Here is a 22,243-nt window from a genome sequence, read left to right as displayed (position 1 = left end):
AGGTCAAGAGCTTCAGGCGGCAGTCGTGTCTTTTGCCGAGAACTGCGCGATGGTGGAATCAAAAGCGCGCTTTGCCATCTCGTCGAGCGGAAATTTTCGGTGCACCTCCGAGATGAGTTCCACGCCGTAGTACGGCAGCGCGCAGCCGGCTTGCTCCAAGGCTTCGACAAAGGCCGGGCAGTCGCCTGCACCTTCGCCGCAAAGCTGCCGGTTGAAGGTCGAGTCGTCAAACAGCGACCCCTTGACCTGCGCACCAACGTCGTCCATCTCCACTCCCTTGATGAAACGCGCCGGGATTCGCGCGACCTCGCTATATGGGCTGCCGCCGCGCGCTACGTGCCAGTGGTCGACCATCAAACCACCGTTGGGCTGGTTGGCGCCTCCAGCAACCTTCAGCGCTTCTGCAATGTTGCGGATCGGAGAAAAAGGCATGAACTCGATTGCAACCGTCGCGCCGACCGTCGCTACGTCTTCGCAAAGTTTCGCGAATTCGTCGGTCATGCGCGCGAAGTCGGCTGGATTTTTGTCGAAGGGGTTCGCGCCGATTTTCAGATTGCGCATGCCCAGTTCGCCGCCCAGTTCGATGAAGCGGTGACGGCACTCGTCCGACTTGACGCGCGCCTCTCCGTCGAAGTACCAGTCCATGAGGATTTCGAGCTCGAAGTACTTCATGCCGGTGTCGTCCAGAATCTTCTTGATGCCGGACACCCCGTACTTCCCGATGCTGTACTCGAGGTCGTCGAGAATGAGGCCGATGCCGCTCCAGCCTGCACGCGAAGCCGCTTCGCAGCGGTCGCGCAACGGGAACGGACTGATTTCGTTCGGTGCACACGGATAAACGTCGCCAGCGAGGGTCCAGTATGCAGCCAGCAGTTCTTTCTTCGCGGTCATATGTAGTACTCCTGTGTCACTCAATGTCATCGGCTTTTTGACGGCACACTCTGCGTGCCGAACGATTACGGGATTGCCTGGGCGGGCTCGCTGGACGTCGCGAGAGTGAAGTCCCAGGAAACAGTCCAGAACGGCGACGAGAACCCGACGCGGTGGCCAGCTTGCGGGTCTTCAATCTTGTTGAATTCGGCGATGAGTTCACGCTTGACGCCGAACACCGCGTCTTCGGCAAGATAGGGACAGTCGGGCGTGAAAATGTGAGTGATGACCGGGTCGAAGCCAGGCGCGGTCACGATGAAGTGCAGGTGAGCCGCCCGGTTCGGGTGTCGGCCCATTGCGCCCAACAGCTTTCCGACCGGGCCGTCGGAGGGGATCGGATAGTGACGCGGCTTGACGGACTTGAACCAGTAGCGGCCTTCGGCATCCGATGTAAAGACGCCGCGCAGATTCGAGTCGGGCTGAATGCCTTTCTGCTGCACATCATAGAAGCCGTCGTCGTTGGTCTGCCACACTTCGAGCTTCGCGTTCGGAATCGGGTGTCCCTTGATATCGGTTACCCGACCTTCGACAACCATGGGCTCGCCCTTTCCATCCAGGCAGATGTTCGCGCCGTTCGGATAGGCGGGTGCGTTGGCGATGTAGAAGGGCCCCAGAATCGTGTTCGGCGTAGCACCGCTCGGGCGACGATGGTTGATTGCATCAACCAGCATCGAGACGCCGAGGATATCCGAGAGCAGGATGTACTCTTGCCGCCAGTCCGTGCACATTTGCCCCGTCTCGGTCAGGAAGCGGATGGCGGTGAACCACTCTTCATGCGTCGGTTCGATTTCCTTGACCGCGGCATGAAGATGCTTGACCAGGACCGACATCACCTGGCGCAGACGAGCGTCGGCGGCTTCGCTCATGCGTGCATTGACGACTTCGTCCGAGCGAGCTTCATCGAAGTACGGCGACATGGACTGAACTGTAGAGGTTGCGCTTTGCATCGAATGTCTCCATCAATCTTTTCTGCAGCTTTGAGACGAGTCTATATTCGCTGTGACTGGCAAAACAGAGCTAGAAAGGGAAAGTCATTCGCGCTGAGTGGGAAGAAGCCTCAACTGCGGTGAGCGCAGAGCTCACGCCGTCCAATGCCGTTCGTAGTCGTTCTGCTGGAACCGTTCCACAAGCGCATCAATGAACAACCGTACTTTCACCGGAAGATGCGAGCGGGTCTGAAACGCGATGTTCATGGTCAGCCGGGGAAGGTCCCAGTCGTCGAGCACCGGAACGAGGCGGCCGGCCTTGACGTCGTCGTAGATGATGTACTTGGGCTGGACGAGGATGCCCATGTTGTCGAGCGCGGCGACGCGCAATATCTGGCCGTCATTCGACTCGACCAATGGTTTTACTCTGACAACAACGTTCTCGCCCCCTCGTGTGAATGAGAGCTCGCGTGGATTGTCGGCAAGTTGATAGTTCAGCAGCCTGTGTTTCGCAAGCTCTGCTGGGAATCGAGGACAGCCGTTCGCCTCGAGGTAGCCTGGCGAAGCAGCCAGAATCCGGCGCGTTGACGCCAGTCTTCTAATCGTAATGTTGCTGTCTGGCTCGAGGACCTTCGTACGAATCGCGACGTCGATACCGTTCTCGATAATGTCGCAGTAACGGTTGGCAGCCACCACGTCCACCGTGATGTCGGGGTAACGTGCCGTGAAATCAGGAAGCATCGGCGCGATGTGCAGCATGCAGAACGACAAGGAACCTGTAACGCGAAGCACGCCGCTTGGACGGACAACTGCTTCCTTGACTACAGCCTCTGCTTCGCCAAGATCAGCGAGGATAGATTTGCAGCGCCGGTGAAATTCGGCGCCGGCCTCAGTCAGGTAAAGGTTGCGGGTCGTCCTCCGCACCAGGTGGATTCCGAGCCTCGCCTCCAACGAAATCAAATACCGACTCGCCGCCGAGATGGAAAGCTCGGTAGCTTCCGCCGCTCGGCTGATGCTGCCCGTCTCGGCCACCTCGACGAACAGCTGTAGTTCCTTGAACTGGTCCATGCCCTTGCACCATTACGCCTTGTCTCCGCCCGCATCCGGGCGGGATACGGGAGCATGCGCGAATTCGCTGAGTCGTTTTTCGTCGCGTTGACATCATCATAGTCCGGCAAATCTATCTTTGAATGATATAAACACATCAACAATCTATCAGTTTGGCGTTTTGTCGCGGTCATGGAGCCCCGCCTGCTTCGCAAGGGAAACTTGCAAACTCGTCTTGGATTTGGTTGACCCGAATGGTTTTCTAGTTGGCAGCCCATCCGCGCGTCTCATTTTGGATGTAGGATGGCTCTCGAAGCAGATATCTCCGCCTCAGAAACACATCAAAAATCTATCAATCAGGGAGGGTCGGATTGGCTCACCGCTTCTTGATCAAGGAAATCGCGCTTCAGGCAGCGCTTGGAGTGGCAACTGTCGATAGGGTGCTGAACGGACGTGCAAACGTCCGGGAGCACACTCGCAAGCGGGTTGAGCAAGCGATAAAGGAGTTGGAGAAACAGGAGCTGAACCTGGCAAACACAGGGCGGAAGCTCATCGTCGATGTGGTAGTGGAAGCACCGGCGCGGTTCAGCGACGAGATAAAGGATGCGCTCGAAGCGGAACTCGCGTTCATGCACCCGGCGGTCGTTCGTCCGCGCTTCCTGTTGCGGGAGACGATGACTACGCCCGAGGTCGTGGAGGCTCTCCGGTCCATCGCCCGAAGAGGCAGCCACGGGGTTTTCCTGAAGGCCCGCGACGTTCCCGAGATTGCTGAGGTGGTCGGCGAACTCCAGCGTCATGGAATTCCTGTCGTCACGATCTTCACCGACATACCGCTGTCAGGCCGCATCGCCTACGCGGGGCTCGACAATCGCGTCGCTGGCGCCACGGCCGCTTACCTTCTGGGCCTATTGCTGGGACCACAGCCGGCTAATGTGCTGATAACGATGAGCGACGAGCAATTTCGGGGGGAGGAAGAACGCGAGATCAGCTTTCGTCGAGCGTTGCGCAAGCGTTACCCCCAACTCAAACTGATCGATGCAAGCGGCGGACATGGGCTTGATTTGCCAACTGAAGAAAGAGTCCGCAGCGTTCTCGACGACGATCCTCCCATCGCCGCCGTGTACTCGATGGGCGGAGGTAATGTCTCGATTCTTCGCGCGCTGCAAGCACAGCAACAAGTTCCGGTCTGCTTCATCGGTCATGACCTGGACAGGGACAATGTGCAGCTTCTACGTGCTGGAAAGATTCAAGCAGTCTTGCATCATGACCTCCGGCAAGACATGCGGTCAGCGTGCCAGCACATCATGCATTATCACAAGCTTCTACCGGCGTCGGCCGTCTCGCAGTCTTCGTCGGTTGTGGTCGTCACGCCTGAAAATATTACTGACCACATAGCCAGTCGATTTCGCGGGTAGGCCACTATCGCCGAGCGTAGTTGAGGATGCGAGGCGGCAACTGTTCGCTAGAGCGTTATGGGGCACCGCCAGGAGTTCGAGGTCGCTGGAAGCCCAGGAGAATCACATCTCCTCCTAAACTCCCATGCCCCCTCAAAACCTTGTAGCCAGACCTGCCATGACCCCAAACTGGCTCTTGCCGAAGTTGGGATTAGTGCTGGAAGCACTTCCGTTGATTGGGTCGTTGTTGAGATTCGCTCCGTACAAGCCGCTATCCAGGCCTAAATTAGAAGTTGAACTGTTTCGCAGATAGGCCAGTTCGGTGTACAGGAGTGTCCGCTTCGAGAGTGAATAGTTTGCACCTAGCGTGTACAGCGTTGCGTTTCCATTGCCGTTGTTTGCGTTGGCATGGTAAACCGCTCCAGTGATAGCAAGCGCAGGGGTGGTCTGCCATATCGCGCCAATCCATTCATGGTTGACGTTCGTGGGAAGACTCGTTCCCGCAGGCAATGCTGTCGGCGTGGTCGTGCCGAAGTATCCAGCATTAGATGCATCGGGGGCGCTGAGGTGCTGGTAGCCAAGATACGCAGTCACGGGCCCGAACGTGTAGGTCAACCCCGTGAGAATCGAACGGGATGTCAGATAGACGTTGCTGAATTGGCCATTAGGGTCGCGAATCTCGTCATACGTCGCTTGCCAGAACAGCCCTCGATTTGCGTAAGACAATTTGATGCCATCGGAACGACCTTGTGCGCTTCCCAGTCCGTTTGAAGTTCCCAGCTGGCCTGGCGCGCTCCCGGGGTCGCCGGCGTTCCACGTAGACGAGTTCGTCAAATCATACTGACCTTGCAGCGTGAACCCGGCAATCGTCGGCGAAAGATACTCAACGCCATTCGCCGCTTGAGAGAAGATGCGTCCTCGTACAAGTGTCCCGATCGAATACCGCTTCGTCTGCTGGGGGTCGACATCGCCCGAGTATTGGCTTATCTCAGCTGAGCCCATATTGCCGAACTTGATTTGCCCCCAGGTATCGTTGTGAAGACCGACAGTCGCCTGTCCCTCAAAGAAACTGCCGTTCGCGAAACTGCCGTTCTGGGTATTCAAACGAGACTCCAGCTGAAAAATGGCCTGAGTACCTCCGCCGAGGTCCTCAGCGCCTTTCAGACCGAATCTTGACTGCGCCCAACCACCACTTTGCGCGGCAAAAACATTGCCTTTTGGCTGGTTGGTCTCGTAAAGGATGCCGTTGTCGACGATACCGTATAAGGTGACACTGCTTTGAGCAGTGGCCGTTGCCGCCGCGCTAACCGCAAACAACCCGAATATAAGCTTTTTCATTTTCATCTCCATTTATGTAGTTATCCTCTGCATGCGATCTAACGCTCGACTGCGTCTCTCAAAAAATCGCGAATGGACGATTCCGGCTTGTTCTCACAGGCTTATGCCGGCAAACGTTCGAGCGCAGACTAAACTCGTCCGGGATGCGGCAATGCATGAGGTAAACAGACGTCGATGGCAAACGCGCAGAGGAAAGCGGTAGCTTCCGTGAGGTGCGTCTCCTAATCCGCTCTGGTGTAGTTTTGCCGGAGTGTATATTCCCCGTTCCCTCAAACAAAGAGACAAAGGGGGAATCTCTTTCGCGGCAATAGGGAAAATGCGTCTCAAGCGCTTCGGACCATGCCTTTCGGAGTTATGCTTTTGTCTCGCTCGCGCAGTACCCCCTATTTCGGCAGTCACAGGTTACGGCTCCGGTGTCTCCTGGACGGCCTATCAGCAGCTTCGTTTTGCCAAAGCATTGATCGGGAGAAACGTATGAAGTCCAAGCATCTCTATTTACTCGCTGTTTCGGCCACTGTGACTTTTGGCCTTATTGCTACGCCGGTACTTGACGCATACGCTGCGAGTAGCGATGCGACTGTTCCGGATAGTTCCGTGTCGAAGCAGGAGTTGAAGGCGCAGAAGAAGGCCGATTGCAAGGCGCGGCAAGCAAAGAAGAACGCTGAGCTTAATCAGCTTGAGAAGAACGGGTATAACCCGGCCGGGAACCAGATCAACTATCCCGAGAACTTGCAGAACGCTCAACAAAAAGCGGCGGGGCAAAAGCCGACCAATGCGCCTGCGGTGGCGCCGTGACGCGTTACATTGTCCGATTCGCCAGCGGGCTCTAGCCAGGACATCGCCAAGCTCATCGCTGTCCCGTACATTCGGTTTGGCGGTGAGGGCCGACCCGCACGTGTGGGCAGCTGGAGCCTGATGTCGTCGCCAATCTGCGGAACCGGCATGCGCGCGTGGCGCAGGAACGCGGTCGCGTCTGCGCCCCCCTCGCGTCACTCGCCTTCAGGGTGTTCAAAACCCGTGGCGAGATCCGCTCGCCAGTCGCCGTGACAGCCCGTGCGTTGAGGCGGCGCCCATCTTTCTCGACGTGAGATTCAAGAACTTAGACCAAGTTCTTTCAGGCGACGGTAGAGCGTCCGCTCGCTCCATCCGAGATGCGATGCGAGTGCTTTGCGCGTGCCGGAAAACGCGTTCACGAAGTTCACCAGTTCATCGTCCGACACCGTGTGCGATGAATGCGTCGACGTGGAACGCTCGACCATACCTGAACGTTCCGTAGTGCCTTCCACGATGTTTTCCGGCAAATGCTCGGGTCGAATCACACCGCCATCGGAGAGAAGACAGGCGCGTTCGAGCACGTTGCGCAATTCGCGAATATTGCCGGGCCATGGATAAGCTTCGAGTTTTGCAAGTGCCTCGCGACTGGCCGTCAGCTTGTGGCCCGGCCCGCGGCCGCCTGCATCGCCTGCGTTGCCGATGCGCTGGAGAATCGAATCGACGAGAAGCACAATGTCGCCACGCCGCTCGCGCAGTGGCGGCAGCCCGATTGGAAACGCACTGATCCTGTAATACAGGTCCTGCCGGAATCGCCCGTCACGCGTCATTTCGAGCAAATGCTTATGCGTGGCCGCAACGAGACGGAAGTCGGAATGCAATGTCTCAGTGCCGCCCACACGTCGAAAGGTGCCCGTCTCTATGAGGCGCAGCAGCTTCACCTGCATCGACAACGGAACGTCACCGATTTCATCCAGAAAAAGCGTTCCGCCTTGCGCGGTCTCTACAAGCCCAGGCTTTCGCGTCATGGCGCCCGTAAAGGCGCCTCTCTCGTAGCCGAAAAACTCGCTCTCGAACAACGACTCCGCGATGCCGGAGCAATCGACGACCACAAACGGGCTCTGCACGCGCGGGCTCGCCTCGTGTAGCGCACTTGCAAAGAGTTCCTTGCCGGTGCCGGATTCGCCTAGCAGTAGCACCGGCAACTTTGACGGCGCCACGCGCTGTAGCGCGGAGATCGCTTCATTGAAGGCGGCTGATTGGCCGACGAGCCCCTCTGCGCTCGGTTTGGCCGACGCACTGCGAACCGTCACCAGCCGCTCGACGTAAGCAATGACTTTACGCGGGGCGCCAAAGATCGGACGCAGTTCGACATCGACGTGCTCGGGGCCGCGCGGCGTGTGGTGAATGTGAAGCACGCGATCCGGCGCACCCAGCTCCAGCGCGCGTCTCATCGGACAGTGCTCGCCGGCCTGATCGCAGGGAACATCGTAGTGGTGTGAGACCTGATAGCACTTGTGACCGATATGCGGTTCGCCGGCGACACCGAATTGACGCTGGTACGCGGTATTGGCCGCAAGAATCCGGTATTGCGGGTCGAGCACGATCATGGGATGAGGGTCGTGCTCAAGGTAAGAGACGAGAGAGTCGACGTCTGGCGCCGGTTCGTCAGCAGAGGCCGCTGGTAACGAGTCCAGACCGCTGTTGGGGAGGTGCGATTTCATGCGTGACAGCATTCGGAAGGGGCTTCCACTATAGCGTGCCTCTGCCAACTCTGCCACGGCACTGCCAATTCTGGCAGTGTCAGCAGCCAAACCGCGCGATTCGCCGTCAGCCACGTCCGGCGAGGCCGCGAAATATCTTTTGAATCAGTTACTTGCAAGCCGTCGGCAAGGGCAGCGGCAAATGGCACAGGGTTTGCATAAGAGGCCCGACCCGTTTGATCTGCATCAAGGAGCCGACAATGAATACTGCAAGCTCAATGGTTATCGAGGGCTTTTTCGATCCGAAGACTTCCACCATCAGCTATTTGCTACTGGATACCGACACGCGCGAGTGCGCGTTGATCGACAGCGTGCTGGACTTCGATCCGAAGTCCGGGCGCACCTGCACGGAAAGCGCCGACAAGCTCGTTGCGCGCGTTCACGAACTGGGCGTGAACGTGCGCTGGCTGCTCGAGACACACGTGCATGCCGATCATCTTTCGGCCGCGCCCTATCTGAAGAAAAAAATCGGCGGCCAGATCGCAATCGGCGCGCAGGTGATCCGCGTGCAGGAGGTCTTCGGCAAGCTCTTCAACGCCGGGCTCGATTTCAAACACGATGGCAAGCAATTCGACCGGCTGCTCGCCGACGGCGATGAGTTCGAAATCGGCAGACTGAAGGGTCGCGCGATGCATACGCCGGGCCACACGCCCGCATGCATGACCTATGTGATAAGCGACGGCCTGGAGATGGCGGCCTTTGTGGGCGACACGCTGTTCATGCCCGACTACGGTACCGCGCGCTGCGACTTTCCCGGCGGCGACGCAAAGGCGCTCTTTCGTTCGATCAGCAAGGTGCTGAGCCTGCCCCCTGAAACGAAGCTCTATATGTGCCACGACTACCAGCCCGGCGGCCGCGAAGTGCAATTCATCAGCCCGGTCGCCGCGCAGCGCGAGCGCAACATCCATGTTCGCGAAGGAACGCGCGAATCGAGGTTCGTCGCCATGCGCACCGCGCGCGATGCCAGGCTCGATATGCCTCAGCTGATCCTTCCATCGGTGCAGGTCAACATGCGAGCCGGGCAGTTGCCCGAAGCCGAGGAAAACGGCATCTCGTACATCAAGATTCCGCTGAACGCCGTTTGAGTCGTCGCATCGGGATATCAGGACTACTGGAGAAAAACATGGAATTCAGAAGGCTCACGGACAACCTGTCCGTATCGCCGCAAATTGCAGTGAGCGATGTGGCCGCGATTCGTGCGGCGGGGTATCGCGCAATCATTTGCAATCGACCCAACGGGGAAGGATCCGACCAGCCGACCTTCGCCGAAATCGAGGCAGCCGCTCGCGCGCAGGGTATCGTGGCCTGTTATCTGCCAGTCGAATCGGGAAAGGTCGGCGACCACGACGCGATGCAATTCGGCGACCTCATGCGAAAACTCGAGACGCCCGTGCTTGCCTATTGCCGCACGGGTATGCGTGCGGCAACGTTATGGGGGCTTTGCGAGGCATCGTCGAAACCGCTCCCGGAAATTCTCGATGCCGCGAAAACGGCCGGATACGACCTGGGCGCGCTCACTCACCGCGTTGCCAATGGCGGCGTGCAGCCGGTACAGGTCGCGACGGCAAGTCATGACATCGTGATCGTTGGCGCCGGTGCCGCAGGCATTGCCGTGGCCTCCAGTCTCCTCGCGCGCGACGCGCGACTCGACATTGCGATCATCGACCCCGCGGATACGCATTACTATCAGCCCGGCTGGACGATGGTGGGTGGGGGGATATTCAGACCGGAGACGACGGCGCGCGCGATGGCGGCCGTCTTGCCGCAAAAGGTTCACTGGATCAAGGCAGGCGTCGCCGCTTTCGAACCCGACAATCACGCTGTGATCCTTGAAGGCTGCCGTGCCATCCGTTATCGAAAACTGATCGTGTGCCCTGGGCTCAAGCTCGATTGGGAAGCGATAGCCGGTCTTGCGGAAACGCTCGGGCGCAACGGCGTGACGTCCAACTATCGCTACGATCTCGCACCGTACACGTGGCAACTCGTACGGGAGATGAAGCGTGGCCGGGCCATCTTCACGCAGCCCCCGATGCCGATCAAATGCGCTGGCGCGCCGCAAAAGGCGATGTACCTGTCGTCGGACTACTGGGAGCGATCAGGCCGGCTGCAAGACATCCAGGTTCAGATGTTCAACGCGGGCGCCGTGCTGTTCGGCGTTGCCGACTATGTTCCGGCGTTGATGGAGTATGTCGAGCGGTATGGCATCGGACTCAATTTCAATTACAACCTCACTGCGATCGATGGTCCCGGTAAAGTAGCCACATTTTGCCGTGTGCTTCCGGATGGCACGGTCGAGTCGGTCGCCCATGACTTCGAGATGATCCACGTCGTGCCGCCGCAAAAGGCGCCCGACTTCATCCGCGTGAGCCCACTGGCCGATCAAAGCGGCTGGGTCGATGTCGATCAGAACACGTTACGCCACAAGAAGTTCGGCGACGTCTTCGCGCTAGGCGATGTGATCAATGCGCCGAATGCAAAAACGGCAGCGGCTGCTCGCAAGCAGGCCCCCGTCGTCGCCCACAACGTGCTCGCGAGTCTCGGCATGGCGCGCGGGCAAGCCGCTTACAACGGCTACGGATCGTGCCCGCTCACGGTGGCGCGCGGCAAGATCGTGCTCGCGGAGTTCCTGTATGGGGGCAAGGTCGCACCTTCATTCCCGGCCTGGCTGATCAACGGTAAGCGCCCTTCGCGACTGGCCTGGCTACTGAAGGAGCGCCTGCTGCCTCCGCTCTACTGGCGCGCGATGCTCAAGGGCCGTGAGTGGCTGGCGAAGCCGGAAATCGTCGGCTGAGCCTTGCGAAAACATCCCTGTCATGCCGCATTGCGCCAGCGCCAGCCGGTTTCGCGGCCCATTCCTCTTGTCGAACACTCATGCTGACTTCACTGATACTTGGCGCCCTTGTGGGGGCTGTCCTCGGACTGACCGGTGCCGGCGGCGGCATTCTTGCGGTTCCCGCTCTCGTCGTGGGGATGGGCTGGCCAATACAGCAGGCGTCGCCCGTCGCGCTCATCGCTGTTGCCGGCAGTGCGGCGATCGGCGCGGTTGAAGCCTTCCGCCGCGGCCTCGTGCGGTATCGCGCTGCACTGCTCATGGCGGTCGCCGGCGTGCCGGTGACCTCGCTCGGCGCAAGCCTCGCCCACAAGCTGCCGCAGCGATTGCTGATCGAGCTGTTTGCGGGGGTCATGCTGCTCGTTGCGCTTCGTCTCCTCACCCAGGCAACCGGCCAGAAGACCTCGGAGCAAACGATGTCGCCAATTTGTGTGGGCCGTGTCGATCCATGCACGGGGCGCCTCGCATGGACCTGGGCAACCGGCGCTGCGCTTGCAGGGACCGGCGCATTGACGGGTTTGATGACTGGTTTGTTGGGTGTGGGCGGCGGATTCGTCATCGTGCCGATATTGCGCAAGCTCACGAATGTCTCGATGCACGGAGTCGTGGCCACCTCGCTGATGGTCGTCGCCCTGGTCGGCAGCGGCGGGGTCGTCTCCGCGATGGAAGCCGGCGCGTCGCCCCCGATCATGCTCACGCTTTTGTTCAGCCTCACGACAGTGCTTGGGATGATCGTCGGGCGCGGCGCATCGCGTCGTCTGTCTGCCCGGCATATACAGATCGGATTCGCCGGCGTGCTGGTCTGCGTTTCGTTGGGGATGGTGGCAAAAGCCATGCTTAACGGGTGAACAACGGGGTTGCTCCGCTGGCTCGGGCTACAACACGGAATTTTGTTATCCGTTGCCCCATCGACTGAAAGTCGTTCGGGATCCGCACTAATGTTGAGGCAGCCAACCCGGGCGCTTTATCGAGTTCGGGGCACGAGAACCCATGGACTCCGCCTCCGGTGCAACAACGAGCATTGCCACATGGCCGCGGGTACTTTGCATAGCCTGGTGTTCCGATTGACATAGCCGCTCAGGCAGCACGCAACCCTAGGATGTTCACACCAAAGGTTTGCAGAATCGGAATGGCGTCGAGCACGAGAATGACTGCAGTCCCGAGAATTGCGGCGGCATTCACCAGGCGACCGTTTGCAAACGCACCCATGATGTCGCGCCTGCGGGTAAAGATCACCAGAGCAATCATCGGCGCGGGAAGGGCGAAGCTCAACACGACCTGGCTATATACAAGCGCATCAGTGGCATTCACGCCCGACGCGATTACCACAAACGCCGGCACCATCGTCACCATGCGACGCAGCCACACCGGAATGCGAAAACCGATAAAGCCCTGCATGATCATTTGTCCCGCCATCGTTCCCACGACCGAACTGGAAACGCCAGCCGCAAGCAGTGAAACGAGGAAAACTGCCGCAGCACCGGCGCCGAGCAAGGGGCTCAGCGTATGGTAAGCGGTTTCAATTTCGACAATGTCAGAGTGCCCCTTGTGAAATGCAGCGGACGCCATCACGACCATCGCCATATTGACGAGACCTGCGAGCGTGAGGGCAATAATCACTTCCCGATTGGAGAAGCGCACCAGCTTCTGCCGCCCCTCCACGGTCCGGGCAGATGCGCGGCTCTGTGTCAGGCCGGAGTGCAAATAAATGGCATGTGGCATGACCGTAGCGCCGAGAATCCACGCCGCGACCGTCAAAGCCGAGCTTGAATGCAGCGTCGGCACGAAGGTTCCGCGAGCCGCTGCAGTCCACGCCACATGAACCATAAAGAGTTCGACGAGGTAGCACATTGCGATTGCCGCCACGAGCCCTCCGATGATCAACTCGATGGGACGGAACCCCTGCTTTTCAGCCAGTAAAATCGCGTAAGTGACTACCCCCGTTACCACCATGCCACCGAGCAACGGTAGATGAAACAGGAGGGACAAACCTATCGCCCCGCCCAGGAATTCCGCGACATCCGTTGCCATCGCGGCAATCTCGCTGATGCCCCACATTGCATAGACCAATGGCATCGGCAAATGCTCGCGACATGTTTCGGCGAGATTCCGGTTCTGCGCCCACCCGGTCGCACCGCGCTGAGAAAGTCACAACCGGGACGGCCGCGCAAGTCCCGCCATCCGGACCATCTAATGATCAGCGGAATAGCTGTCCATTCCGAACTGCCGCGGAAATCGTCGAGGCGGGTCGGCGAATGTTGATGCCGGCGCGGGATTGCATCATTCGATGGCTTCGTAGGGCAACCCGACGTAGTTTTCCGCAATCGTCGTCATGCCGGCTCGAGAGCTCGTCAGATAGTCCCGCTCGACTTCCTGAATCTTGCGGCTGAACGCGTCGCTGTCGGGAAACTCGTGCAGCAGCGAAGTCATCGACCACGAAAAGCGGACAGCCTTCCAGACCCGGTGCAACGCGATATCCGAATAGCGCGCCAGCAGATCTGTGCGCTGTTCGCGGTAGGCCTTGAGCAGGATTCGATACAGCGTGTTCACGTCGCTCGCGGCAAGATTGAGACCTTTGGCTCCCGTGGGCGGCACGATGTGCGCGGCATCGCCGACCAGGAACAGGCGTCCATACTGCATCGGCTCGGCGACGAAGCTGCGCAGCGGCGCGATGCTCTTTTCGAGCGAAGGCCCGGTGACGAGCTGATCGCCGAGATGATCGGGCAGGCGGTTTTTGAGTTCGTTCCAGAATCGTTCGTCGGACCAATCTTCGGCCTTTTCGGTCAAGGGCACCTGCAGGTAGTAGCGGCTACGGGTGGGCGAGCGCTGGCTGCACAGCGAAAAGCCGTTCGGATGATGCGCGTAGATCAGTTCGTGGTGGACCGGCGGAGTATCGGACAGCAGGCCGAGCCAGCCGAACGGATAGATGCGCTCGTAGACGCGCAGGACCTCGCCCGGGATCGTCTGCCGCGAGACGCCATGAAAGCCGTCGCAGCCCGCCGCGTAATCGCAGTGCAGCGTCTGACGCACACCGTTGCTCTCGTAGGTCAGGTACGGGGAGTCGCCGGTAATGTCGTGAATCTGGACATCAGTTACGTGATAAATGCTCGGGGCATGCGACTGCGCGCGCGCTTCCATGAGGTCTCGCGTGACTTCGGTCTGGCCGTAGACGGTGACGGTCTTGCCGCCCGTCAAGGCCTTCAGGTCGAGGCGTACGCGACGGCCCGCGAAGGCGAGTTCGATGCCCTCGTGCACGACGCCATCCTGATCCATGCGGGCGCCCACCCCGGCTTCGTGCAGCAGATCGACCGTGCCCTGTTCGAGCACGCCGGCCCGGATACGCCCCAGAACGTAGTCGGGCGTTTGCCGTTCGAGAATGACGTTGTCGATTCCCGCCTGCGTCAGAAGCTGGCCAAGCAGCAGGCCGGAAGGGCCTGCGCCGATAACAGCGACTCGGGTTTTCATTGCGTGCCTCCAGGTTCTTCACCGCCTCGTTCGAATGCGATGCAATCGAGGTTCCGGTTTCTGATGCCCTCATTCTTGATCACGGCGGACCGGGAGGGAAGAGAGGAAGCGGCGTTAATTTGTGACTTTTGAAAAGTCCTGAACCGGTCGGGGGCGGGATGGGGAGGGTCATTCATCCGCCATCGGGTGGAACCGGCGTCCCGTGGCGCGGGGGCGCGATTTTCGGCAGCAGCGGGCGTCGTACGGGCGAACGCCCGCTTGATGGGAGGACCGCCGGCGGGCGACGTCGCGGACGATGCCCGCCAACGCGAGCTCGGCGAGTTTAGAGAGCGGCTATGCGGCGTAGCAGTCCGATGAATTCATCCTTGCGGGCATGAAGCGCCGGCAGACGACGGTCGGCATCCGCTCAGATCGCTCCGGCCAGTTCGCGATGCAAGGCCCGATACTCCTGCGAAAGTTTGTGTCCCGGATCGAGGTGAATGACGGGGGTCGCCTGCTGATGCGATTCGCGGATCTTCACGGACGAAGACAGCCGCGAAGCCAGCACCGGCAAGCCCTCACTGACGAGTTCGTCAACCAGCTTTTGAGGCAGGCTCGCACGAGGCTGAAACTGATTGATGACAATCCCCTCCACCTCCAGCGCCACGTTGTGATCCTGCTGGATCTCCTTCACGTTTTCGAGCAACGTGTAAAGCGCGCGACGGGAAAAGTCATCGCAGTCGAACGGAATCAGACAACGCTCGACGGCAATTAGCGCAGAGCGCGTGTAGAAGTTCAACGCCGGCGGCGTGTCGATATAAATCGCGTCATACATATCGAGTTCGTTGAGCGCGTCACGCAACTTATAGATCTTGTAGCGGGATTCCAGTTTGCCGTGCAACGCGTCTAGATCGGCATGAGCGGGCATCACGTCCAGGTTCTCAAACGGCGTCGGATGAATGAACGACGTGACTCCTACGGGCCTGAAGCTGAACGTCAGCGCGGTTTCAAAGAAACCGGCGACGGTAGGATGGACCTCGCTGGCCTGCGGGCCGAGCAGGTATTGAGTTGAATTCGCCTGGGCATCCAGGTCGATCACCAGAGTGCGCAGACCTTCGCTCGCGCTGATGGCCGCCAGGTTGCAGACGATGGTCGATTTGCCGACACCACCTTTCTGATTGAATACGACGCGCCGCATGTTCTCCCCTTGAACGGAAGCAATCTCGAATGCTCCAGCATACCTGAGTCAGCGGACCGGATAGATGTGAGCGGCTATTTTCCGGGGTGGGCAGTCGTCGTTGAGCACGCGAGCAAGGACCAACCGGAGATCAGCGTGCATTTTATGAGCCATGTATTGCACTGCTTTATAGCAGTGCTCATGCGTCAGCCGGAGCTGCGCATAAATCGGATTCCTTCCCTTCTGAACAAAGGCACATGGCAAGTAGCGTGGGCAACCCTGAGCGCGCCCACCTACCGGGCGACGCCTTGAGCGACAAGCTGGACCGCAGCCCTGTGCAACGGGTAAACACCCATCGGCAACTCGTCTCATTCGCAAGTCGTGGCCGATTTTGTCAATAGATGGGCCGATTCAGATAGTCGATTCGCGTCCAAGCGGGACTAAGATCGGCTCAACTGTTAGCGCGCCGGATCATCAAGTCTGCACTGCCCGCGCGCCTTTTCGATTGCATGTCGGAAATTGCATCATGAGTCATACGGTGCCTATCGAGACATGCACGTCCCAGCAACCTGGCGCCACGGCAGCAATTCACTTTGCGGCATTTTGCGGGCTCGCCGTGAAATTGACCCCGCGGTGCGGTAGCGCTTCGGAAACAGACAGTCCATTCATTCGGTAATAACTAGTTGAGCGACAGATGAACGAAATCGGCGGTTACGATATTGAAGACCTGGAAGCGGGCGTAAGCGCCACCTTTGCAAAAACCATTACGGACGCAGACATCATGTCCTTCGCGGCCGCATCCGGCGATAACAACGCAGTCCACGTCAATGAGGAATTCGCGCGGACCACCCCGTTCAAGGGGCGCATTGCGCACGGGATGCTGTCCGCAAGTGTGATTTCTGCGGCTCTCGCCGGGCATCTGCCCGGGCCGGGTACCGTATATCTCGGACAGAACCTGCGTTTCAAGGCACCGGTCCGGCCCGGCGATACTGTGCATGCGACGGTTGCTGTGAAAGAACTGCAGCTGGAAAAATGCCGCGTCGTGATGTCTACCATCTGTACGGTTGGAGGAAAAGTGGTGATCGAAGGCGAAGCAGTCGTCATGGTCACGTCCAGTGCGCGTCGTCTGGCTGAACGCGCGGCCAGCGCCCAGCAGCCAGTCAGCGTGAGTGAATCAGGCGAGGTGTTGTAATCATGCCGTTAAACGTACCTACAGAATATATACAGGGCTTCCTCAAGTCCGGGCAGCCGCTCTGGCGCGCCCTGGTGTGCCAGGACACGAATGGCGATCCTCTGGACCACACGCACACGAAAGCGCAGCCGCCGGAAGCATCAGTCGACACTCTGGCACTGTTCGACGCGTACTCGGCGTACTGGCCACAGCTGGCGTCGGTCTGGACCCGCACGCTGGCCAGCACAATGGGCGCGGAAACCGAGCTCGTGATCGCCCCGAAGCGCAGCGACCGTCGCTTCCTTGCGGAAGACTGGCGCAAGAACGCCTGGTACTGCCTGCTCAAGCAGAACTACCTGCTCAACGCGCGCTTGCTTGAAGACGTCATCGATGCAGTTATCCTGAGCGAAAAGGATAAACGGAAGCTCGAATTCTTCGCGAGGCAGTTGATCGACTCGCTCAGCCCGGCCAATTTCGTCGCGACCAATCCCGAGGCGCTCAGGCTTGTGTTCGAATCGAGCGGCGACAGCTTGCGTGACGGCTTCACCAATCTGCTTGGCGATCTGCAGCGCGGCAACATCTCGATCACAGACGAGGCCGCCTACGAGGTCGGGCGCAACGTGGCGGCATCCCAGGGCGCGGTCGTGTTCGAGAACGATCTATTCCAGTTGATCCAGTATGCGCCGCTCACCGACAAGGTCGCCAAGCGCCCATTGTTGATCGTGCCGCCCTGTATCAACAAGTACTACATTCTCGATCTGCAGCCCGAGAATTCCTTTGTGCGCTTTGCCTGCGAACAGGGAATGACGGTATTCATGGTGTCGTGGCGCAACGCCGATGTCGCGATGGCCAATACGACGTGGGACGACTACGTCGAACAAGGCGCGCTGGCAGCCATCGACGTCGCGCTGGCGATCACCCGCGCCGACCGTGTCAATGCAGTGGGCTGGTGTGTGGGCGGCACCATTTTGTCGTCGGCCACGGCAATCTCCCGGGCTCGCGGCGACGACAAGCTGGCCAGCATCACGTTGCTCACCACGATGCTGGATTTCGAAGAACCCGGCGAGCTGGGCGTCTTCATTGACGAAGCGGGCGTCGCTCAGCGAGAGGCCGCAATCGGCCGAGGTGGCATCTACTCCGGCAAGGAACTGGGGTTCACCTTCCAGACGTTGCGAGCAAACGATCTGATCTGGCCTTACGTCATCGACAACTATCTGAAGGGCAAGTCGCCCCCGGCATTCGATCTGCTGTACTGGAATGCCGACAGCACGAATTTGCCGGGGCCTATGTACACCTGGTATTTGCGCAATATGTATCTGGAGAACAACCTGTGCAAACCGGGGCGGTTGACGGTGTGCGACACGCCAGTCGACCTGGGACGCATCGACACCCCTGCCTATGTGCTGGCGACCGAGGAAGACCATATCGTGCCATGGCGATCGGCTTACCGGTCCACTCAACTGGTTGGCGGTCCGACTCAGTTCGTTCTCGGCGCAAGTGGCCACATAGCTGGGGTCGTCAATCCTGCGTCGAAGAACAAGCGAAGCTTCAAGGCCAGCGGTGATTCGACCGGCGATCCGGACGCGTGGCTGGCGTCGGCCGAAACACGGCCGGGCAGTTGGTGGAACCATTGGATCGAGTGGCTCAAGCCGTACGCTGGAGAACCGGTCAATGCGCGCAAGAAGCCGGGAAGCACCATTCACAAGCCGGTTGAACCAGCGCCCGGACGCTACGTGAAAGTGCGCGCGGCATAGTTCCCGTTTCGGACCCGAATCAAACAGCCCACACACGGGCGACGTCAGTGTCACGCCTTGCGGCGTGACACTGGCGCCAACGCTCCATCGAGCTTACTCATCCCTGTCGCTTATTACTATGAACTCCAAATCAATTCCGTCTAGTCTGGAGCCGGACGACGTGAACGTGACCACAACCACGAACGGCATCCGCCCCGCAGGAAAAATCGAGCACGAAAGAAGCGCGCGGCACGCCGAATCCTCGGAAAAACGCAAGCCAAAAACAAACTGGGCCTGGGCCGACGGTTCGCGACATTTCGACTGGATGGACTGGCATACCCACGCGGCTCTCCCGATCTCCACTGACTTTGACCTGTAGGTACATATAGCCTGTTGCCGAGTCTGAACTGTGCCGTACAATGACGCACGTGACCGATAGTAGTGCACGGGGTCACGATGGAATCCATGCCAAAGAGGCGCGTGGCGATACTTGGCGGCCACGGCGGGCACCCCGTCGCGCGGTTCCCCGCAGTCCATTGCCCGAGCCGCCGCCCATGGTGAACTGACGTCAACCAGCCTCGTCAACGCTCATGCATCCGCCCAGCGCCACCGTCCCGATCTCACTGCTCAACGGTTTCCTTGCTGCCGCCGGTGCGCGGCCAGGTCTGATCGTCAAGTATCTGGACGAAGCCAGCATCTCACCTGCGCTGCTGACCGAACCGGGCGCGCGCGTCACGGAAGAACAGTTTTCGACTTTATACCGTGCCCTCGCCATTGAGTTCGACGATGAAATGCCTGGCATCTTCGCCCGTCCGATGCGAAGCGGCACACTGAAGTTTCTTTGCCTGAGCCTGCTCGATGCGCCCAACCTGGAAATTGCCATGCATCGGTTCGGGCAGTTCTTTCACATTGTCCTCGATGACTTCAGGTTCGAATCGCGTAGAGAGGGCTTGATCGCGTGCATTGCCCTTCACCCTGATCCATCGTCGACAGTCAGCATGCTTGGGCAACAGCTCATGCTAAAGCTCGCACACGGCGTGGCTTCGTGGCTGATCGGTCAGAAGATTGCGCTGCTGCAAGTCGAGTTCGCGTTCTCCTGTCCGCCGCATACGGTGGATCACCTGTATCTGTTCCCCGGACCTGTCCGTTTCGACTGCAAAAAAACGCTGATGCGCTTCAGCGCCGCGTATTTCGACATGCCCGTCCGCCAGCGCAAGACAAATTTGCGCAAATTTCTCGACCGGGCGCCTGAGGACTGGATTTTCGTTTCCTTCAGCGAGCAGCTCACGAGCCACCGCATCAGGCAGTACCTCGCATCCTGTCTGCCGGACGTGCCGACCGTGGAAGACGCCGCGCGCAGTCTTCACTGCTCGGTGCGCACCTTGTGCCGGCGCCTCGCCGCCGAGGAGACCGCATTTCAGACGCTGAAGGACGAGCTGCGGCGTGATATCGCGATTCAACGTCTCACCGGTACGCGGGACCCGATTGCCGCGATCGCGGGCGATGTCGGGTTCGACGACCCCACTGCGTTTCATCGGGCCTTCCGGCACTGGACCGGCAGCACGCCGGGTGAATATCGCCGGCAACCCTGAGCGCGCCGCCGCCCGGCGGGTGAAGCGTTGAACGGCGAGCGGGCCCGCTGACCCCATGCGTGGGGGTCAATACGCATGGGGCGACTCGTCTCACTCGCAAGTCATGGCCAATTTTGTCAATAGATGGGCCGATTCGGGTAGTCGATTCGCGTCCATACGGGACTAAGATCCGTTCAACTGTTACCGCGCCGGCCCATCGAGTCTCTCCTGCCCGCGGCCCTTCTTCGATTGCATCTCTGGAAATCCATCATGAGCTACCTGGCGCCCGTCAAGGACATGCTGTTTGTCATCAACGAACTTGCCGATCTCGATCGCGTGTCGGCACTCGCAGGCTTCGAGGACGCGACTGCCGACACGGCACAAGCCGTGCTCGACGAAGCGGCGAAGCTTAGCGCCGACGTAATTGCGCCGTTGAATTTCGAAGGCGACAAAAATCCGAGTATCTGGCGCGACGGCGAGGTTTTCGCCACGCCGGGCTTCAAGGAAGCCTTCCGCCAGTTCGCCGAAGGGGGCTGGCAAGGTGTCGTGCATCCGGTCGAATATGGTGGCCAGGGCTTGCCTAAACTGCTGGCGACCCCGTGCATCGAGATGCTGAACGCCGCCAACCTGTCGCTCGCCCTCTGCCCGCTGTTGACGGACGGCGCGATCGAGGCGCTCCTGACGGCCGGCACTGAAGCGCAGAAGCAGGCTTGGGTGCCGAAGCTGATCTCGGGCGAGTGGACCGGAACGATGAACCTGACCGAACCCCAAGCCGGCTCGGATCTGGCATTGGTACGCACGCGCGCCGAACCCCAGGGCGACGGAACGTATCGCGTGTCCGGCACAAAGATTTTTATCACCTGGGGCGAACACGACATGGCGAAAAACATCGTCCATCTCGTGCTGGCCCGTACACCCGATGCGCCAGAGGGCGTCAAGGGCATCTCGCTCTTTGCCGTGCCGAAGTTTCTCGTCAACGAAGACGGCTCGTTGGGCGAGCGCAACGACGTCCAATGCGTGTCGATCGAACACAAGCTCGGCATCAAGGCGAGCCCGACCGCGGTGCTGCAGTTCGGCGATCATGGCGGCGCAATCGGCCATCTGATCGGCGAGGAAAATCGCGGCCTCGAATACATGTTCATCATGATGAACGCGGCCCGCTTCGGTGTGGGTGTGCAGGGTATCGCCGTTGCTGAACGCGCGTATCAGAAGGCAGTCGCCTACGCGAAGGATCGCGTGCAGAGCCGGCCGGTCGATGGATCGGCCAAGCACTCGGTAAAGATCATCGAGCACCCGGACGTTCGGCGCATGTTGGCGACCATGCGGGCGCTAACCGAGGGCGCGCGTGCGCTCGCTTACGTTGCGGCCACCCATAGCGACATCGCGCATCGCTATACGGACCCGGCCGTGCAGGCGGAACATCAGGCCATCTACGAATATCTCGTGCCGATTGTGAAGGGCTGGAGCACGGAAATCTCGATCGAAGTGGCGAGCCTCGGCGTGCAGGTCCACGGCGGTATGGGCTTCATCGAAGAAACGGGCGCTGCGCAGTACTATCGCGACGCGCGTATCCTGACCATCTATGAAGGCACCACGGCGATTCAGGCGAACGATCTGATCGGGCGCAAAACCTTGCGCGACGGCGGAGCAGTGGCGAAGGCGATCCTCGGCCAGATCGATCGAACGCTCGGAGAACTCCAGGACTGTGCGTCGTTCTCCTCCAACCCGGCGTTCCGGTCGTTGCACAAGCGGCTCACGACAGGCCGCCAGGCCCTGGCAAGCGCGGTGGAATTCATGCTCGAAAACGCCAAACGCGATCCAAACGCAGTGTTTGCTGGCGGGGTGCCCTACCTGAAGCTGGCTGGCATCGTACTGGTGGGCTGGCAATTTGCACGTGCTCTACTGGTGGCGGCTGAGAAACACGCTGAAGATAAATCGTTCTACGACTCGAAGATCGCAACCGCTCAGTTCTTTGCCGATCATGTTCTGCCTAACGCCGTTGCGCTTGAGGCATCCATCGTCAGCGCGAAGAACAACGAAGGCATGTTGGCGCTGAGTGAAGACCAGTTCTAAAGAAAAAGGCAGGGCATCGTGACACACGCAAGTCTCATTGAGCAGTACGGTCCGCGCGAGTCGATGGAATATGAT

The 22,243-nt window shown here is 59.6% G+C and carries 17 protein-coding genes and 1 pseudogene; 10 read left to right on the top strand and 8 right to left on the bottom strand.

Annotated elements, in window-relative coordinates:
* Positions 1-12 precede the first annotated feature (12 nt).
* The 3 genes from PQR02_RS31120 to PQR02_RS31110 all read right to left on the bottom strand — a co-directional run bounded on the left by PQR02_RS31120 (position 13) and on the right by PQR02_RS31110 (position 2,924).
* Positions 13-891: a sugar phosphate isomerase/epimerase family protein gene (locus PQR02_RS31120; protein WP_408240739.1), complete on the bottom strand. Its 879-nt coding sequence runs from the start codon at positions 889-891 to the stop codon at positions 13-15.
* A 65-nt stretch (positions 892-956) separates the two neighbouring features.
* Positions 957-1,877: an intradiol ring-cleavage dioxygenase gene (locus tag PQR02_RS31115; RefSeq protein ID WP_408240736.1), complete on the bottom strand. Its 921-nt coding sequence runs from the start codon at positions 1,875-1,877 to the stop codon at positions 957-959.
* A gap of 132 nt (positions 1,878-2,009) precedes the next feature.
* A complete protein-coding gene (locus tag PQR02_RS31110; protein WP_408240733.1) occupies positions 2,010-2,924 on the bottom strand; it encodes a LysR family transcriptional regulator in 915 nt (304 codons plus the stop codon).
* A 350-nt stretch (positions 2,925-3,274) separates the two neighbouring features.
* On the opposite strand from PQR02_RS31110, the gene PQR02_RS31105 reads away from it, so the two are divergent.
* On the top strand, positions 3,275-4,318 hold the full coding sequence (locus PQR02_RS31105) for a LacI family DNA-binding transcriptional regulator (RefSeq protein WP_408240730.1): 1,044 nt from the start codon (positions 3,275-3,277) through the stop codon (positions 4,316-4,318).
* A 132-nt stretch (positions 4,319-4,450) separates the two neighbouring features.
* Here the strand turns inward: PQR02_RS31105 and PQR02_RS31100 are convergent, their stop codons facing one another.
* The gene (locus PQR02_RS31100; protein ID WP_408240727.1) at positions 4,451-5,635 is read right to left on the bottom strand and encodes a porin; all 1,185 of its coding nucleotides are present in this window, start codon (positions 5,633-5,635) and stop codon (positions 4,451-4,453) included.
* A gap of 474 nt (positions 5,636-6,109) precedes the next feature.
* Here PQR02_RS31100 and PQR02_RS31095 point away from each other — a divergent pair, with 474 nt between their 5' ends.
* Entirely contained in the window at positions 6,110-6,430 is a 321-nt protein-coding gene (locus tag PQR02_RS31095) for a hypothetical protein (protein WP_408240724.1), read from the top strand.
* A gap of 296 nt (positions 6,431-6,726) precedes the next feature.
* Here the strand turns inward: PQR02_RS31095 and PQR02_RS31090 are convergent, their stop codons facing one another.
* Positions 6,727-8,130, bottom strand: coding sequence for a sigma-54 interaction domain-containing protein (locus tag PQR02_RS31090; RefSeq protein WP_408240777.1), 1,404 nt, complete (start codon positions 8,128-8,130; stop codon positions 6,727-6,729).
* A gap of 239 nt (positions 8,131-8,369) precedes the next feature.
* Between PQR02_RS31090 and PQR02_RS31085 the strand changes: the two genes are divergently transcribed.
* From PQR02_RS31085 to PQR02_RS31075, 3 genes are all read left to right on the top strand, one after another.
* Entirely contained in the window at positions 8,370-9,254 is an 885-nt protein-coding gene (locus PQR02_RS31085) for an MBL fold metallo-hydrolase (RefSeq protein WP_408240721.1), read from the top strand.
* A 38-nt stretch (positions 9,255-9,292) separates the two neighbouring features.
* Entirely contained in the window at positions 9,293-10,960 is a 1,668-nt protein-coding gene (locus tag PQR02_RS31080) for a bifunctional protein tyrosine phosphatase family protein/NAD(P)/FAD-dependent oxidoreductase (protein ID WP_408240718.1), read from the top strand.
* 80 nt (positions 10,961-11,040) lie between these two features.
* Positions 11,041-11,847, top strand: coding sequence for a sulfite exporter TauE/SafE family protein (locus PQR02_RS31075; protein WP_408240715.1), 807 nt, complete (start codon positions 11,041-11,043; stop codon positions 11,845-11,847).
* 229 nt (positions 11,848-12,076) lie between these two features.
* Here PQR02_RS31075 and PQR02_RS31070 read toward each other — a convergent pair.
* From PQR02_RS31070 to PQR02_RS31060, 3 genes and pseudogenes are all read right to left on the bottom strand, one after another.
* Positions 12,077-13,126 (bottom strand): annotated as a pseudogene (locus tag PQR02_RS31070) (Nramp family divalent metal transporter); the annotation flags it as partial.
* 153 nt (positions 13,127-13,279) lie between these two features.
* Positions 13,280-14,464, bottom strand: a complete 1,185-nt coding sequence (gene pobA / locus PQR02_RS31065; RefSeq protein WP_408240712.1) for a 4-hydroxybenzoate 3-monooxygenase — start codon at positions 14,462-14,464, stop codon at positions 13,280-13,282.
* A 406-nt stretch (positions 14,465-14,870) separates the two neighbouring features.
* Entirely contained in the window at positions 14,871-15,641 is a 771-nt protein-coding gene (locus PQR02_RS31060; protein ID WP_408240709.1) for a ParA family protein, read from the bottom strand.
* 673 nt (positions 15,642-16,314) lie between these two features.
* On the opposite strand from PQR02_RS31060, the gene PQR02_RS31055 reads away from it, so the two are divergent.
* The 5 genes from PQR02_RS31055 (at position 16,315) to PQR02_RS31035 (ending at position 22,168) form a co-directional block, all read left to right on the top strand.
* Positions 16,315-16,812 (top strand): MaoC family dehydratase, encoded by a 498-nt coding sequence (locus tag PQR02_RS31055; RefSeq protein ID WP_408240706.1) that lies wholly within the window; start codon positions 16,315-16,317, stop codon positions 16,810-16,812.
* Positions 16,813-16,814: 2 nt separating this feature from the next.
* Positions 16,815-18,545, top strand: coding sequence for a PHA/PHB synthase family protein (locus PQR02_RS31050; protein ID WP_408240704.1), 1,731 nt, complete (start codon positions 16,815-16,817; stop codon positions 18,543-18,545).
* Positions 18,546-18,705: 160 nt separating this feature from the next.
* On the top strand, positions 18,706-18,903 hold the full coding sequence (locus tag PQR02_RS31045) for a hypothetical protein (RefSeq protein ID WP_408240701.1): 198 nt from the start codon (positions 18,706-18,708) through the stop codon (positions 18,901-18,903).
* 211 nt (positions 18,904-19,114) lie between these two features.
* The gene (locus PQR02_RS31040) at positions 19,115-20,116 is read left to right on the top strand and encodes an AraC family transcriptional regulator (RefSeq protein WP_408240698.1); all 1,002 of its coding nucleotides are present in this window, start codon (positions 19,115-19,117) and stop codon (positions 20,114-20,116) included.
* Positions 20,117-20,365: 249 nt separating this feature from the next.
* Positions 20,366-22,168 (top strand): acyl-CoA dehydrogenase, encoded by a 1,803-nt coding sequence (locus tag PQR02_RS31035; RefSeq protein WP_408240695.1) that lies wholly within the window; start codon positions 20,366-20,368, stop codon positions 22,166-22,168.
* Positions 22,169-22,243 lie beyond the last annotated feature (75 nt).

Source organism: Paraburkholderia sediminicola, from assembly GCF_046026895.1.
Taxonomy (GTDB): domain Bacteria; phylum Pseudomonadota; class Gammaproteobacteria; order Burkholderiales; family Burkholderiaceae; genus Paraburkholderia; species Paraburkholderia sediminicola_C.
This window is presented reverse-complemented; position numbering and strand designations above follow the sequence as displayed.

What these genes read in the sequence shown, in the direction of transcription:
- PQR02_RS31120 (WP_408240739.1), bottom strand. Translation starts at nt 891, where the DNA reads ATGACCGCGAAGAAAGAACTGCTGGCTGCATACTGGACCCTCGCTGGC.
- PQR02_RS31095 (WP_408240724.1), top strand. Translation starts at nt 6,110, where the DNA reads ATGAAGTCCAAGCATCTCTATTTACTCGCTGTTTCGGCCACTGTGACT.
- PQR02_RS31110 (WP_408240733.1), bottom strand. Translation starts at nt 2,924, where the DNA reads ATGGACCAGTTCAAGGAACTACAGCTGTTCGTCGAGGTGGCCGAGACG.
- PQR02_RS31060 (WP_408240709.1), bottom strand. Translation starts at nt 15,641, where the DNA reads ATGCGGCGCGTCGTATTCAATCAGAAAGGTGGTGTCGGCAAATCGACC.
- PQR02_RS31075 (WP_408240715.1), top strand. Translation starts at nt 11,041, where the DNA reads ATGCTGACTTCACTGATACTTGGCGCCCTTGTGGGGGCTGTCCTCGGA.
- PQR02_RS31100 (WP_408240727.1), bottom strand. Translation starts at nt 5,635, where the DNA reads ATGAAAAAGCTTATATTCGGGTTGTTTGCGGTTAGCGCGGCGGCAACG.
- PQR02_RS31115 (WP_408240736.1), bottom strand. Translation starts at nt 1,877, where the DNA reads ATGCAAAGCGCAACCTCTACAGTTCAGTCCATGTCGCCGTACTTCGAT.
- PQR02_RS31080 (WP_408240718.1), top strand. Translation starts at nt 9,293, where the DNA reads ATGGAATTCAGAAGGCTCACGGACAACCTGTCCGTATCGCCGCAAATT.
- PQR02_RS31050 (WP_408240704.1), top strand. Translation starts at nt 16,815, where the DNA reads ATGCCGTTAAACGTACCTACAGAATATATACAGGGCTTCCTCAAGTCC.
- pobA (WP_408240712.1), bottom strand. Translation starts at nt 14,464, where the DNA reads ATGAAAACCCGAGTCGCTGTTATCGGCGCAGGCCCTTCCGGCCTGCTG.
- PQR02_RS31055 (WP_408240706.1), top strand. Translation starts at nt 16,315, where the DNA reads ATGAACGAAATCGGCGGTTACGATATTGAAGACCTGGAAGCGGGCGTA.
- PQR02_RS31040 (WP_408240698.1), top strand. Translation starts at nt 19,115, where the DNA reads ATGCATCCGCCCAGCGCCACCGTCCCGATCTCACTGCTCAACGGTTTC.
- PQR02_RS31085 (WP_408240721.1), top strand. Translation starts at nt 8,370, where the DNA reads ATGAATACTGCAAGCTCAATGGTTATCGAGGGCTTTTTCGATCCGAAG.
- PQR02_RS31035 (WP_408240695.1), top strand. Translation starts at nt 20,366, where the DNA reads ATGAGCTACCTGGCGCCCGTCAAGGACATGCTGTTTGTCATCAACGAA.
- PQR02_RS31090 (WP_408240777.1), bottom strand. Translation starts at nt 8,130, where the DNA reads ATGAAATCGCACCTCCCCAACAGCGGTCTGGACTCGTTACCAGCGGCC.